Annotated in this window: 5 protein-coding genes; 2 read left to right on the top strand and 3 right to left on the bottom strand. The window is 70.0% G+C overall.

Annotated elements, in window-relative coordinates:
* Window positions 1-36: 36 nt before the first annotated feature.
* A complete protein-coding gene (locus HQ306_RS19950) occupies window positions 37-3,306 on the top strand; it encodes an arabinosyltransferase domain-containing protein (RefSeq protein WP_222633253.1) in 3,270 nt (1,089 codons plus the stop codon).
* A gap of 50 nt (window positions 3,307-3,356) precedes the next feature.
* Entirely contained in the window at window positions 3,357-6,668 is a 3,312-nt protein-coding gene (locus HQ306_RS19945) for an arabinosyltransferase domain-containing protein (RefSeq protein ID WP_222633252.1), read from the top strand.
* Window positions 6,669-6,678: 10 nt separating this feature from the next.
* On the opposite strand, the gene HQ306_RS19940 is transcribed toward HQ306_RS19945, so the two are convergent.
* Genes HQ306_RS19940 through pks13 form a run of 3 tightly spaced genes read right to left on the bottom strand, consistent with a single transcriptional unit; the run spans window position 6,679 to window position 14,669 of the window.
* Window positions 6,679-7,938, bottom strand: coding sequence for a lipase family protein (locus HQ306_RS19940; RefSeq protein WP_222633251.1), 1,260 nt, complete (start codon window positions 7,936-7,938; stop codon window positions 6,679-6,681).
* Between the two features lie 24 nt (window positions 7,939-7,962).
* A complete protein-coding gene (locus tag HQ306_RS19935) occupies window positions 7,963-9,504 on the bottom strand; it encodes an acyl-CoA carboxylase subunit beta (protein WP_056443109.1) in 1,542 nt (513 codons plus the stop codon).
* Window positions 9,501-14,669, bottom strand: coding sequence for a polyketide synthase Pks13 (gene pks13 / locus HQ306_RS19930; protein ID WP_374197684.1), 5,169 nt, complete (start codon window positions 14,667-14,669; stop codon window positions 9,501-9,503). Before pks13 ends, HQ306_RS19935 begins: the two co-directional genes overlap by 4 nt.
* Window positions 14,670-14,677 lie beyond the last annotated feature (8 nt).

The raw sequence follows: 14,677 nt of genomic DNA, 5'->3' as shown, positions 1-14,677 counted from the left end.
TCTGGCGGGGCGGGTCTCGTCGCCTAGCATCGTGGCGTGCCGACAACCGCCGAGACGACGACCGAACCACCGGCCCCGGCGTCGAGACCGAGTCGATTCGCCTTCGGGAAGGCCGGAGGCCGGTCGGGACAGTTCGCCACCACGCGCATCGTCGCGATCGTCACGGGTCTGCTCGGCACACTTCTGGCGATCCTCACCCCGCTCCTGCCCGTCGAGCAGGACGCCGCGTCCGTCACCTGGCCGCAGGACGGCTCGTTCACCAGCGTCGAGACGCCCCTCGTCTCGTACAACCCGCTCTCGCTGTCGGCCACCGTCCCGTGTTCCGTTCTCGCCGACGCCGCGCCGGGCAGCCTGGTGCTGTCCACCGTTGCGCCGCAGTCACCGGACGCCCGGCGCGTGGGCCTCGTGGTCACACGGACCGACGCCGGCGACGTCACCGTCGTGCTGCGCGACCAACTGCTGCTCTCGGTGCCCGCGGACACCGTGGCCGGTTGCGATGCGCTCACTCTCACCTCGACGCCGGAGAGCACCACCGCGGCGGTCGGCGATCTCACCGGCACGGCCCCGGGCGACGTGCGCCCCCAGACCGTCGGGGTGTTCAGCGACCTGACCGGATCCGCACCGGCCGACATGTCGGTACGCATCGACGTGGACTCCCGGTTCTCCTCCTCACCGTCGACGCTGAAACTGCTCGCGATCGTGCTGGGGTCGCTCCTGGTCGTCGCGTCGCTGGTCGCACTGCACCGGCTCGACGACGCCGACGGCCGGCGCGCACGGCGGTTCTTCCCCCGGCACTGGCTCCGGGTCACCGGCGTGGATGCCGTGGTCGTGGGGACGCTGCTGCTGTGGCACGTCATCGGCGCCAACACCTCGGACGACGGATATCTGCTCAACATGGCGCGGGTCTCCGAGCACTCGGGATACATGGCCAACTACTACCGGTGGTTCGGCGTGCCCGAGGCGCCCTTCGGCATGCCGTACTACGACATGCTGGCCGCACTGGCCAAGGTGTCGACCGCCAGCCCGTGGATGCGCCTGCCCGCGCTGATCGCGGCCGTCCTGTGCTGGCTCGTCATCTCTCGGGAGGTCATCCCGCGCCTCGGTCGCGCGGTGCGCACCCGACCGGTGGCCGTGTGGACGGCCGGTCTGGTCTTCCTGGCCTTCTGGCTGCCCTACGACAACGGCCTGCGTCCCGAGCCGATCATCGCACTCGGCGCTCTGCTCACCTGGTGCTCCATCGAGCGCGCGGTCTCCACCGGGCGCCTGCTGCCCGCGGCCGTGGCCGTGGTGATCGCCGCCTTCTCCCTCGCTGCCGGACCCACCGGCCTCATCGCGATCGCCGCGCTGCTGGCCGGCGCGCGCCCGGTCATCCAGATCGTCGTCCGTCGGCGCCACGCCGTCGGACTGCCCGCGCTGCTGGCCCCGATCCTCGCGGCGGGCACCGTGGTGCTGTTCGCCGTGTTCGCCGACCAGACCGTCGCCTCCGTCCTCGAGGCCACCCGTGTCCGATCCGCGGTCGGACCCAACGTGAAGTGGTTCGACGAGCGGTACCGCTGGGACGCTCTGCTCAACATCTCGCCCGACGGATCGCTCGCCCGCCGCTTCGCCGTCTTCGCGATGCTGCTGTGCCTCGTGACCTGTCTCGTCGTGATGCTGCGCCGCGGCGGCCGGATCCCGGGAACGTCGACCGGTCCGTCCCGCCGCATCCTCGGCATCGTCGCCGGAGCCCTCGCCCTCATGATGTTCACGCCGACCAAGTGGACGCACCACTTCGGCGTCTACGCCGGGCTCGCAGGGTCTCTCGCCGCGCTCGCCGCCATCGCCGTGATGTCGGCGACGGAGCGTTCACCGCGCAACCGGACTCTGTTCACGGCCGCCGTCCTGTTCCTCACCGCGCTGGCGTTCACCGGGTCCAACGGGTGGTGGTACGTCTCGAGTTACGGCGTGCCGTGGTTCGACAAGCCCCCGTCCATCGCCGGCAAGGGTTTCGCGACGCTGCTGCTCGGGCTCACCGTGCTGACGCTGGCGTACGCCGCATGGCAACACTTCCGCGCTCCCTACGTCGGCGCCGAGCCGGCGCGGACCCGGCGTTTCAGCGGGGCCTCACTCACCGTCGTGGCCGGCCTCGTGGTGCTGTTCGAGGTGTTGTCCCTGCTGAAGGGCGCGGTGTCGCAGTACCCCGCGTACTCGGTGGCCCGGTCCAACGTGAACTCGATCCTCGGTCAATCGTGTGGCCTGGCACGCGACGTCCTGGTGGAGACCGATCCGAACGCCTCGATGCTCCGGCCGCTGAACCCGGAGCCGGGCGCCGACCCGCTCGCCGGGACCGACAGCGTCGGCTTCACCCCGAACGGCGTCGCCGGCGATCTGAGCGCCGATCGCGAGAGCTCGGGTGCGACGGGCGGAGCCAACTCGGTCGACCCCTCGGACACCGATCAGCAGGCCACCGCGAACAGCGCGGGCACCGGGGGCGGCACCACCGCCGGCACCGGCGTCAACGGCTCGCGGATCGCGCTGCCGTTCGGGCTGGACCCCGCGACCACGCCGGTGCTCGGCAGCTTCGGCTCCGGTGACGCCGCACCGGCGAGCCTCACGTCCGGCTGGTACGCACTGCCCGACGCCGCGCAGCGAGACTTCCTGTCCGTCACTGCGGCGGGTCGTATCCGCTCGGTCGACACCGACGGCATCGTCACCCCGGGGCAGAGCCTCGAGGTGGAGTACGCCAGGGTCGGGGCGGACGGTGCCGAAGAGATCCTCGGACGCGTCGCACCCATCGACATCGGCCCGCAACCGTCGTGGCGCAACCTGCGGGTCCCCCTCGACCAGGTCCCGCCGACCGCGAACGCTGTGCGACTCGTCGCCTCCGACGAGGATCTGGCGGGCGACCAGTGGCTCGCCGTCACCCCGCCGCGCGCACCGCGGACCACTGTTCTCAACGACGTCGTCGGGTCCACCGACCCGGTGCTGCTGGACTGGTCCGTCGGACTCGCGTTCCCGTGCCAGCGGCCGTTCGACCACCGCTACGGAGTCGCCGAACTGCCGGAGTGGCGCATCCTGCCCGACCGCAACGGGGCCGAGTCGACCAACGCCTGGCAGGACTCCGTCGGCGGCGGCCCCCTGGGCTGGACCGGACTGGTCCTGCGCGCGGAGACGGTACCGACCTACCTGGCGGACGACCTCCATCGCGACTGGGGATCCCTCGAGCGCTATCTGCCCCTCGACCCGGACGCGGTGGCCGTCGAACCCGACGTGACCACGTCGTCGCGTTCGGGCATCTGGTCGCCCGGACACATCAAGTACCAGTAAGTAACCAGCGGGTGCAGCAACCGGATCACGGTCGCATAACATCGGGAGCCGTGCCCGACGCCCTCACCTCTTCGCCGACCGCGCCGACACCTGCCGGCCCGGATCGCTCGGTGGACGTCCGACAGCAGTACCGCACCACCCGCCTCGTGGCGATGGTGGCGGGGGTTCTCGGTGTTCTCTTCGCGATTCTGACCCCGTTCCTTCCGGTCACGCAGGACGACGCCGTCGTCCAGTGGCCGCAGGACGGCACCGTCGACAGTGTCGATGCACCCCTGATGTCCCAGGTGCCGGTCTCGATGTCGGTCTCCATCCCCTGCAGCGCCGTCGCGGACGTGCCGGCCGCGGGCGGCATCCTCCTCTCCACCGCGCCGCCGCAGGGCGAGGGCGCCGCGCTGAACGCGATGTTCGTCCGCGTCGGCGAGAACACGGTCGACGTCCTCGACCGCAACGTCGTGATCGTCTCCGCCCCACGCTCCGAGGTGCAGTCGGCCGCGTGCGGGGCGATCACCTTCACGTCCACCATCGATGCCACGTCCGCGTCGTTCGACGGGCTCGTGGACGCACAGGGAAATCCCCGCGCGGGTCAGCTCGGCGGCGACCTGCGGCCCCAGGTGGTCGGCGTCTACTCCGACCTCGCCGGCAGCGCCGCGCAGTACCCGGGCCTCGACGTGTCGATCGCCGTCGACTCCCGTTTCTCGTCGTCGCCCACCGTGCTCAAGCTGCTCGCCATGGCTGCCGCCATCGCCTGCACGGCGCTCGCACTGAGTGCGCTGGCCAGGCTCGACGGTGTCGACGGCCGCACCCACCGCCGCTTCTTCCCCGCGCACTGGTGGAAGGTCACCGGTATCGACGCGGTGGTGGTCGGCGCACTTGCCGGCTGGCACTTCTTCGGCGCCAACACCGCGGACGACGGGTACCTGCTCACCATGGCCCGCGTCTCCGAGCACGCCGGCTACATGGCCAACTACTTCCGCTGGTTCGGCGTCCCCGAGGCGCCCTTCGGCTGGTACTACGACGTGCTGGCCGCGTTCGCCAAGATCTCGACGGCGAGCCCCTGGATGCGCCTGCCCGCGCTGATCGCCGGCATCCTGTGCTGGCTGGTCATCAGCCGCGAGGTGGTCCCGCGCCTCGGGCGCGCGGTGCGCGTCAACTCGGTCGCCGTCTGGACCGGCGGACTGGTCTTCCTCGCTTTCTGGCTGCCGTACAACAACGGGCTGCGTCCCGAGCCCGTCGTGGCCCTCGGCGCCCTGCTCACGTGGTGCTCCGTCGAGCGCGCCATCGCGACCGGACGGCTGCTCCCCGCCGCCATGGCAGCGCTGATCGGCGCCTTCACCCTCGCCGCCGCACCCACCGGCCTCATGTGTGTCGCCGCGATCCTGACGGGCATCCGGCCGCTGGTGCGCATCGTGGTCAAACGGCACCGCATGGTCGGGACGCTGCCGCTGCTGGCACCCATCGCCAGTGCCGGCGTGCTGGTCCTCATCGTCGTCTACGGGGACCAGACCTTCGCGGCGGTCCAGGAGTCGACGCGTGTCCGCACGCTCATCGGTCCGAACCTGCCCTGGTACAACGACTTCCTGCGGTACTACTACCTCTTCGTCCAGACGGTCGACGGATCGGTCGCCCGCCGCTTCGCCTTCCTGACCACGCTGCTGTGCCTCTTCACCACGGTGTTCGTCCTGCTGCGGCGCAAGCGCATCCCGGGCGTGCCGTCCGGTCCGGCGTGGCGTCTCATCGGTGTCGTCTTCGGCACCATCTTCTTCATGATGTTCAACCCGACGAAGTGGACCCACCACTTCGGGGTGTACGCCGGCATCGCCGGTTCGCTCGCGGCGCTCACCGCCGTCGCGGTCTCGGCCAGTGCACTGCGGTCGCGGCGCAACCGCACCGTCTTCGTCGTCGGTCTCGCCTTCGTTCTCGCACTGTCGTTCTCGGGCATCAACGGGTACTGGTACGTCTCGAGTTACGGCGTGCCGTGGTTCGACAAGGTGGTCTCGGTCAAGGGGATCCAGTCCAACACCGTGCTGCTGATCCTGTTCTTCGCCGCCGTCGGACTCGCGGCATGGCACTATCTCCGCGAGGGATTCGCTGCGCCGCAACCGAAGCCCGGAACCGAACGCGGGCGGCGCATCCGCAAGTTCGCGGCCGCGCCGCTCACCGTGGTGGCCGGGTTGCTCGTCCTGTTCGAGATCCTCTCGCTCCTCAAGGGTGCCGTCTCGCAGTACCCCGCCTACTCGCTCGGTCGCTCCAACGTGCAGGCGTTGGCCGGCAACAGCTGCGGACTGGCCGGGGATGTCCTCGTGGAGTCCGACCCGAACGCCGGTGTGCTGTCGCCACTTCCGGGACCGGTGGACACTGCCACGGGCCCACTGGGCGGCGCCGAGCCCGTCGGCTTCACACCCAACGGCATCCCCACCGACCTCAGTGCCGACGCCGTGGAGGTCAAGCCCGGACAGGGCAACACCGACCAGCAGTCCGTGGGCGCGTCCTTCGAGGAGGGCCAGTCCTCCGGTACCGCGGGTGGTGTCGGCGCCGCCGGTGTCAACGGCTCCACCGCGCGCCTGCCCTTCGGGCTCGACCCCGCCACGACACCCGTCCTCGGCTCGTACCAGACCGGGGTGCAGACACCGGCCTACGCGACGTCGAGCTGGTACGGCCTCCCCGCGCGCAGTGACGACGCGCCCCTGGTGGTGGTCAGTGCGGCCGGCCGCATCTGGTCCGAGAACCAGGAGACCGGCGAGAACACGTACGGTCAGTCGCTCCGCGTCGAGTACGGCATCCGGCAGCCGGACGGCTCGGTGCAGGTCCAGGGCGACTACCTCCCCAAGGACATCGGCCCGGCACCGTCGTGGCGCAACCTGCGCATCCCGCTCGACGAGCTCTCCCCCGATGCGGATGCCGTGCGTGTGGTCGCCAACGATCCCAACCTCACCGGTGACCAGTGGCTGGCCTTCACGCCGCCCCGCGTGCCCGTGGTCGTCCCGCTGCAGGAGGAGATAGGCACGACGCAGCCCGTCCTGCTGGACTGGGCCGTGGGGCTGCAGTTCCCGTGCCAGCGTCCGTTCGACCATCTCGACGGCGTCGCCGAGGTGCCGAACTTCCGCATCCTGCCCGATCGCGGGTTGGCGGTCTCGTCCACCGACACGTGGCAGGCCGCGGAGAACGGTGGCCCGCTGGGCTTCACCGAGATGCTGGCGACACCCACCACCGTCCCGACGTACCTGAACCACGACTGGGGACGCGACTGGGGTTCGCTCGAGCGCTACGACAGGTTCGATCCGAGCGCGTCCGCAGCGACCGTCGAGGTCACCGAGCAGACCCGGAGCGGGCTGTGGTCGCCGGGGACGCTGCGGGTCTACTAGACAGCGTTCGTCACCCTGTGGGATCCGCCGGCGCGATCGGCGACGGGTGTGAGCACGAGTTCGGCGCGGGGACGCCGTCGAAGCGGTCCTGCAACCAGTCGACCGCCACCAGCCCGCCGACCTTCGCCGTGTCCTGGTGTGCCACCTGGCCGATCCAGGCGACGTCGGACTCGGGAGACGGTGCGGAGCAGGCCGTCCGGGCCAGCAGCGCCGTCGTGTTCGGGAGGACGACCGTGTCGGCGAGGCTCTGGACGACGAAGAGGGGTACGTCGACGCGCGAGAGGTCGATTGCCTGATCCGCTGCGGCGGCAGCCCAGTCCGGGTTCTGCATGGGGTCGGAGTCGAAGAACTGCTCCCCCTCGGCGCGCTCGAGCAGCAGTTCGGGCAGTTCGTCCGTGATGCACCCGTCGGCCAGCGACCGGTAGCGCGACATCGCCGCGTCGCCGAGCACCCCCTCGAGCGGCAGGTCGGGATACACGACCGGCCACGAGACCGCGACGCTGGGCCCGATCCCCCACGCCACGAACGTGTTCCACTGTTCGGAGAACAGCGGACCCAGCAGCGCCGCGGGTGCTGCCGCCGCCGCGCCCACCGACCGGAGCTCGGGCGCGTAGTCGGCGAACATCGCCGTGCCGATCGCCGCGTGACCACCCTGCGAGTGCCCGAACGTGGCGTACACCGAACTCGCCTGCGCCGGAGCGTGATCACGCGCCGCCCGCACCGAGTTCAGAACGTCCTGCGCCTCGCTGCGGGCGATCAGATAGTAGGTGTCCCCGGCGGTGCCGAGGCCCGTGTAGTCGGTCGCCGCGACGACCCACCCGCGCTCCATCACGGACGGCAACCAGTTCGTGAAGTCCAGGGTGTCCATCGTCGGGTGGTACCGCCGCGACGGGGTGCACTCGTCTCCGAAGCCGAGCGTGCCGTGAGACCACGCCAGAACCGGACGACCACCCGGCGGCGCCGGTGCCGTCGGCACGATGAGCATTCCGGACGAGACGGCGGGCGACCCGTCGGGACGCTGGGTGCCGTAGAGCATCCGGTAGGCCGTGCCGCCGGGCACGTCCAGACCGTCGATCGGCTCGATGCGGATCAGCTCGCCCGGCGCGGCAGGCGTGTCCGGTGACTCGTAGAATGACGCGATCGACTCCTGGAACCGCGCATCGTCGCGAGACGTCGTGGACGACCGCGTGATCACCACCGCCACCACCGCGGCCACCACCAGCACCACGACCGCTCCGACGCAGGCCAGGACGACCACGGTCCGTCTCATGGCAGCACGATAGCCCCGGCGGAACTAGATCGGGAACAGATGCTGCTTTCTCGGTCGCGGTTCCTTCGCCTTGTCGCGCAGGATGTGCAGGGCCTTGCGGATCTCGAGACGCGTGGTGGACGGCTCGATCACGGCGTCGATGTAACCGCGCTCGGCGGCCACCCACGGCGTCGCCACGTGCTCGTTGTAGAAGTCGATGAATCCCTGACGGATAGCCGGGGCGTTGTCGCCCGCCTCGGCCAGCTGCTTGCGCGCCATGATCGACACCGCACCCTCCGCGCCCATCACCGCGATACGTGCTGTGGGCCAGGCGAAGTTGATGTCGGCGCCGAGCTGCTTCGACCCCATCACCGCGTATCCGCCGCCGTACGACTTGCGGATCACGACGGTGACCTTGGGGATCGATGCGCACACGTACGAGAAGATGAACCGGCCACCGCGCTTGATGACGCCGATCTTCTCCTGCTCGAGCCCCGGCAGGAATCCCGGTGTGTCCGTGACCAACACGAGCGGGATCTCGAAGGCGTTGCAGATGTTGATGAAATGAGACGCCTTGTCGCTGCTCGCCGCGTCCAACGCGCCGCTGAGGTGCATCGGCTGGTTGGCCACCACTCCCACCGGACGACCGTCGACGCGGGCGAACCCGACGATGATGTTGGACGCGGTCTGTGCGGTGAGTTCGTGGAAGTCACCGTCGTCGAAGATCCGCAGCAGGATCTCGTGCATGTCGTACCCGGCGTTGTCCGAGTCCGGCATGAAGGTGTCCAACGAACGATCGTCGTCCGTGATGGTCGGCTCGAGACCGGGGTTGATGACCGGCGGCTGCTCGTGGCAGTTCGACGGCAGATACGACAGGTACTTGCGCACCCACTCGAACGCTGCCTTCTCGTCCTGAGCCACGTGGTGCACGTTGCCGTACTCGGCCTGCTTCCGGGCACTCCCGAGATCGTGGAGGCTGACGTCCTCGCCGGTGACGGACTTGATGACGTCCGGGCCGGTGACGAACATGTAGGCCTCTTCGGTGGCCACGATGATGTCGGTGTTGATCGGCGCGTACACGGCGCCGCCGGCGCACTTGCCCAGGATCACCGAGATCTGCGGGCACATGCCGGACAGCGGTTCCTGCCGACGACCGAGCTCCGCGTACCAAGCCAGCGACGTGACGGCGTCCTGCACACGCGCGCCGCCCGAGTCGTTGATACCGACGCACGGGCAACCGACGTCCGCCGCGAACTCCATGATGAGCGCGACCTTGCGGCCGAACATCTCGCCGACGGTGCCGCCGAACACGGTCTGGTCGTGCGAGAACACGGCGATCGGTCGGCCGTCGACCGTGCCGTGGCCGGTGACCACGCCGTCGCCGTACAGCGAGTCCTGGTTGCCGGGCGCGCGGACGAGGGCGCCGATCTCGACGAAGGAACCCGGATCGAGCAGCATGTCGATGCGCTCGCGCGCACTCGGAATGCCCTTCTTCGCGCGCTTGGCGATGGCGACGTCCCCTGCGGGTTCCCGCGCCACCTCCAACTTCTCGCGCAGTTCGGCCAGCTTGGCGGCAGTGGTGCTCACGTGTGCGACTCGCTTCCCTCCGGCGTGATCGACGCCGAAATGTCTCGCATCTTGCCCGTCAGATCCGCGGCGATCGCGCGGATGTACGGCTCGTCGATCACCGCGAGGTGGTCACCGCCGATGTGCACGATGTCCAGATTCGGTGCGAACGGCGCCCAGCCGCCGTGCGGCTCCCGCTTGCCGAGTCGAGGCTCGAGCGCGATGGCGTCGTCGTGGTACTTGTCCGCCATGTAGAGCGTGACGTCCCCGTCGTAGTGCTGGGGCCGGGCGGTCTGGATCGCGCGGTTGTCCAACCAGGACGTGCGCTGGTGCTCGATGATGCCGCTGGGGATCTTGGCGCTGCTCATCTTGACCATGTCCATGATGATCTTGATCTGGCCGTCGTCGTCGGCCTGTGCCAGCTTCTCGTACGGCAGCGGGTAGTCGACGTTGTAGAGCTTCTTGCCCACCTGCGCGTAGCGCTTCCAGCGGAGCTCGATCTCCTCCGCGGTGTCCGGGATCGGCTCGTACGGCATGACGGTGTCGATGAGCCCGACGTAGCGCACGTCGGCGCCCTCCTCGCGGAGCATCGTCGCGACGGCGTACGAGAGCACACCGCCGAGGGACCAGCCCATCAGCACGTACGGCCCGTCGCCCTGGATCTCCCGGAGCAGGGGCAGATAAGCGCGGGCGCGATCCTCGATCGGTCCCTCCGTGCGCTCGAAGCCGTACATCGGCGTGTCCGCCGGGAGTCGCTTGAGCAGCGGCTCGTACACGACGCACGAACTGCCCGCGGGATGGAAGACGAACACCGGCACCGCGGTGGAGCCCTCCGGGCGAGCGCGCAGCGTGCGCACCAGTCCGGTGACGTCACCCGACTCGAGGAACGGCCGCACCACGTCGGCGAGCTGCTCGATCGTCTCCGAGTCGAGGATGTCGTCGAACGTGATCTCGCCCTTCGACCGCTCGCTCAGACGCTCCGCGAGCTTCTCGGCTGTCGGATCGTCCAGCACGGGAAGGGGATTGAAGATGCCCCTGGCGGACTGCCCCGTCACGACGGCCCACGTCGCGAAGGTGAGGCGCTCCGCGGCGTCACGCGGTGCGACGTCCGTCCCGGTCGCCTCCGCGAACGACTGTGCGTCGCCCACGTCGGTCACCGCGTCGGACACGGGCGCCTCGAACGCCGTCGCCGTGGTCGGGCCCGCCTGGCCGCTGTCGGATCCCGGTACGGTCTCGTCGACCGCCGTCTCGGGCTCGGCGATCACCAGATCCGGCTGTGCGACAGGGGGTTCCTGCTCGGGCGTCTGATCGGCGGCCTGTTCGGCCGTGCGCTCGCGTTCCTGCTGCTCGGCGAGCGCCGCGACCTCCTCGCGATTGTCCAGCGCGTAGCGGAGGTACTTCTCCACCTCACGCAGGCTGGCGTCGCGCACGGCCTGCAACTGCACCTGGGGGATGTCGAACTCGAACTCCACGCGGTTCTTGATGCGCACGGCCATCAGTGAGTCGAGACCCAGTTCGATCAACGGGATCTCGGCCGGCAGATCCTCCGGCGCGTACCCCATCGACTCGGCGACGATGATCGCGAGACGATCCTCCATCGTCTGGGTCCCGTTCGGGATCCAGCGATCGCCGAAGTCGTCGACGACCTCGGGTTCCTCCTCCACGAACGGAGCCGCCGCGGCGGAATCGCCTGCGGGAGCCAGTGATCCGACACTGCCCGCCGCGGTGACCACGGCGTCGGCGACCGGCACGAAGAGGGTGCCGTCGTTCCAGTGCACCTGGAGGGACGCACCGCCCGGATGCGGGGTGAGCGTGGTGGTGAGCGAACCGGTGGTGGGCACGGGGCGCTGCGTGACCACGGCGCCGACCGTCACGTCGCCCAGCACCTCGCCTGCGAGTGTCGACACCAGATCTCCGATGGCGGACACACCGGCCACCGGTGTCTCCCAGACGACGCGGCCATCGGGCAACGCGACTCGCGCGCCCCCGGCGCTGCCGCTGCCCAGGTGCACCGCGGCGTCGATCCAGTGGTGTTTGCGCACGAAGGCGGTGCGTGGCGGTTCCGCGTACTCGCCGGGCCCGAACAGACTCGACAGCGTCACGGCATGGCCGTGCACGTAGAGTTCGGCGAGTGCGGCGAGGAACGTCGCGGGCTCGCTCTCCTTGCGCTTGAGCGTCGCGATCAGCGTCGCGTCCGGGACACCCGTCGCCCAGGCCGTAGCGGCGACGGACATCAGCGCCACCGGATTGGGCGACAACTCCACGAAGGTGGTGTAGCCGGCATCCACGGCCAGCTTGACCGCCTGGGTGAACCAGACGGGATGGCGCATACCCTTGGTCCAGTACTCGACACCGTGGATCGGCTCGTGACCCGCGCGGTAGAACGCTTCCCTGTCCACCGACGAGAACACCGACACGGCGAGTGGGGTGGGCTCGATGCCCATCAGTTCGGCCGCGAGCTCGCCCAGCAACGGATCGACGGCCGAGGTGTGTCCGGCGCCCTTCACGTCGAGGATGCGGCCCATCTTGCCGAGCGACTCGGCGTACTCGACCACCTGTCGCACCGGCTCGGCCGGTCCGCCCACGGTCGTGTGCGTCGGCGCTGCGTACACGCTGGGCTCCACCCCGGGGAAGCGGTCGGTGAGGTCGGCGACCTCCTGCGCGGAGAATTCCACCAGCGCCATCGCGCCGGCCTCGGCGTCGCCGAGACCTTCCTGGCCCTCGCCGAGCAGTCGCGAACGCGCCACGATGATGCGCACCGCGTCCTCGAGGTTCAGACCACCGGCGGCGTACGCGGCGGCGACCTCACCCATCGAGTGGCCCACCACCGCGGTCGGCGCAGCGCCGTACGCACGCAGCGTCTCGACGAGCGCCACCTGGATCGCGAAGATCCCGACCTGCGAGTTCTCGAAGTCGTACGTGAGCGAGTCGTCCGAGACGATCGCCCGGATCGAGTACCCGGACTCGTCCTCGATGAGCGCGTCGACGCGATCGAGCGCCGCGGCGAACAGCGGCTCGGACGCGTAGAAGTCCTTCGCCATCTTGCGGTGCTGCGCACCGAAGCCGGAGAACACCCACACCGGGCCGTTGGACGCGGGCGCGTCGGCGGAGAACACGCCGGGGCCAGGCTTGTTGTCGGCGACGGCGCGCAGTCCGGCGACGGCCTCGGCACGCGTCGTGGCGAGCACGACGGCGCGGGAGCGCCCGTGATTACGACGGGCGAGGGACCGACCGAGAGCCTCGAGGTCCGTGGTGCTGCCGACCTCGGACTCGATCCAGTCGGCCAGATCCGATGCCGCACGACGACGGCGCGACGGCATGCTCGCCGACACGGCGAGGAGAACGGGTCCCGGCTCCGGCGCCTCCTCGGACTCGGCCGGAGACGCCGACACGCCCGCGAGTACCCGCTCGATGTCCGCCGGCGTCTCCTCGGGAACGCCCACGGGCTCCCCGATCAGCGCTTCCGGATCGACCGCTGTCGAATCGAACTCCGGCGAATCGAACTCGGGTGCGCCGGCAACGCTCGGCGCCGACGCGGCGGGAACGTACTCGCGGACCACGACGTGCGCGTTGGTGCCGCCGAAACCGAAGCCGGAGACACCGGCGATGGCGGTGCCGGAGTACCGGGGCCAGTCCGTCGCGGTGTCGACGACGCGGAGCCTGGCCGCGTCGAACGGAATGTAGGGGTTGGGTCCGGCGTAGTTCAGGGACGGCGGCACCTGGTTCTCGCGCATCGCGAGGATCACCTTGATGAGCCCCGCGGCGCCCGCGGCACTCTCGAGGTGGCCGAAGTTCGTCTTCGCGGAACCGAGCAGCGCGGGCTTGTCCGCGTCGCGTCCGCGGCCGACGACGCGACCCAGTGCATCGGCCTCGATGGGGTCGCCGAGGATGGTGCCGGTGCCGTGCGCCTCGATGTAGTCGACGGTGGTGGGCACGATGCGGGCGTCGCGGTAGGCGGTCCGCAGGACGTCGGCCTGGGCGTCCGGGTTGGGCGCGGCCAGCCCGTTCGAGCGACCGTCCTGGTTGACCGCGCTGCCCGCGATGACCGCGAGCACGGTGTCCCCGTCGCGCTCGGCGTCCTCGAGACGCTTGAGCACCACCAGGCCGCCGCCCTCCGAGCGGATCATGCCGTCGGCGTCCGACGAGAACGCCTTGATGCGACCGTCGGGTGCGAGCACGCCGGTCTGCCCGAATCCGAGCGTCGCGGCGGGCGAGAGCAGCATGTTCACGCCGCCGGCCAGGGCCAGGCTCGACTCGCCGGTGCGGAGGCTGCGCACCGCCTGGTGCACGGCGACGAGGGACGACGAGCACGCGGTGTCCAGCGCGACGGACGGCCCGCGGAAGTCGTAGAAGTAGGACACGCGCCCCGCGACGACGGCGGTCGACGTGCCGGTCAGTGCATAGGGGTGCGGGTCGGGATCGCTGACGGCGATCATCTGGTAGTCGTTGGTCGACGTGCCGATGAAGACGCCGACCTGCGTGCCCTTGAGTTCGTTGGCCGGAATCCGCGCGTCCTCGAGCGCTTCCCACGTGAGCTCCAGCGCGAGGCGCTGCTGCGGGTCGACGTTGGCCGCCTCGCGCGGCGACATGGCGAAGAACTCCGCGTCGAACGTCTTGACGTCGTCGAGGTACCCGCCGCGGGTCACCGTCTTCTCCACCGCCTCGGCGATGGCACGGTCGCCGAGGAACTCGGACCACCGGCCCTCGGGCAGATCGGTGATGCCGTCGCGTCCGCCGGACAGCATGTCCCACATCTCGTCCGGCGTGTGGCCGGCACCCGGGAAGCGGGTGGACACGCCCACGACGGCGATGTCGTGACTGTCGTCGGTGGTGCCGGACAGGTAGAACGCGTCGTCGGTGGTGCCGCTCTCCGACTCGGGCTCCCCGTCGATGATGCGTGTCGCGAGCGAGGCGATCGTGGGGTGCTGGTACGCGACCGTGGCCGTCAGCGTGACGCCGACCAGATCCTCGATGTCGCCGCTCAGCGCGACGGCGTCGCGGGACGCGAGACCGAACTCCTCCATCGGACGGTCGTCGGAGATCTCCGAGACGTCCTTGCCGGTGGCCTCGGCGACCCAGGCGCGGAGCCAGTCCCTCAGCTGCGCGACGGTCATGTCGCCCGCCTGCGGGGCCCCGGCGTCACCTGTCGGCTCCGGTGCGGACGTCGTTGTCTCTTCTTCAGCCATCAGCTCGC

This window comes from Rhodococcus sp. BP-160 (genome assembly GCF_019836205.1).
Classification (GTDB): domain Bacteria; phylum Actinomycetota; class Actinomycetes; order Mycobacteriales; family Mycobacteriaceae; genus Rhodococcoides.
Note: the sequence above shows the minus strand (reverse complement) of the source record. Positions and strands in the feature narration are given on the sequence as shown.

Coding starts and splice junctions, on each gene's coding strand:
- pks13 (WP_374197684.1), bottom strand. CDS start 14,669: ATGGCTGAAGAAGAGACAACGACGTCCGCACCGGAGCCGACAGGTGAC.
- HQ306_RS19940 (WP_222633251.1), bottom strand. CDS start 7,938: ATGAGACGGACCGTGGTCGTCCTGGCCTGCGTCGGAGCGGTCGTGGTG.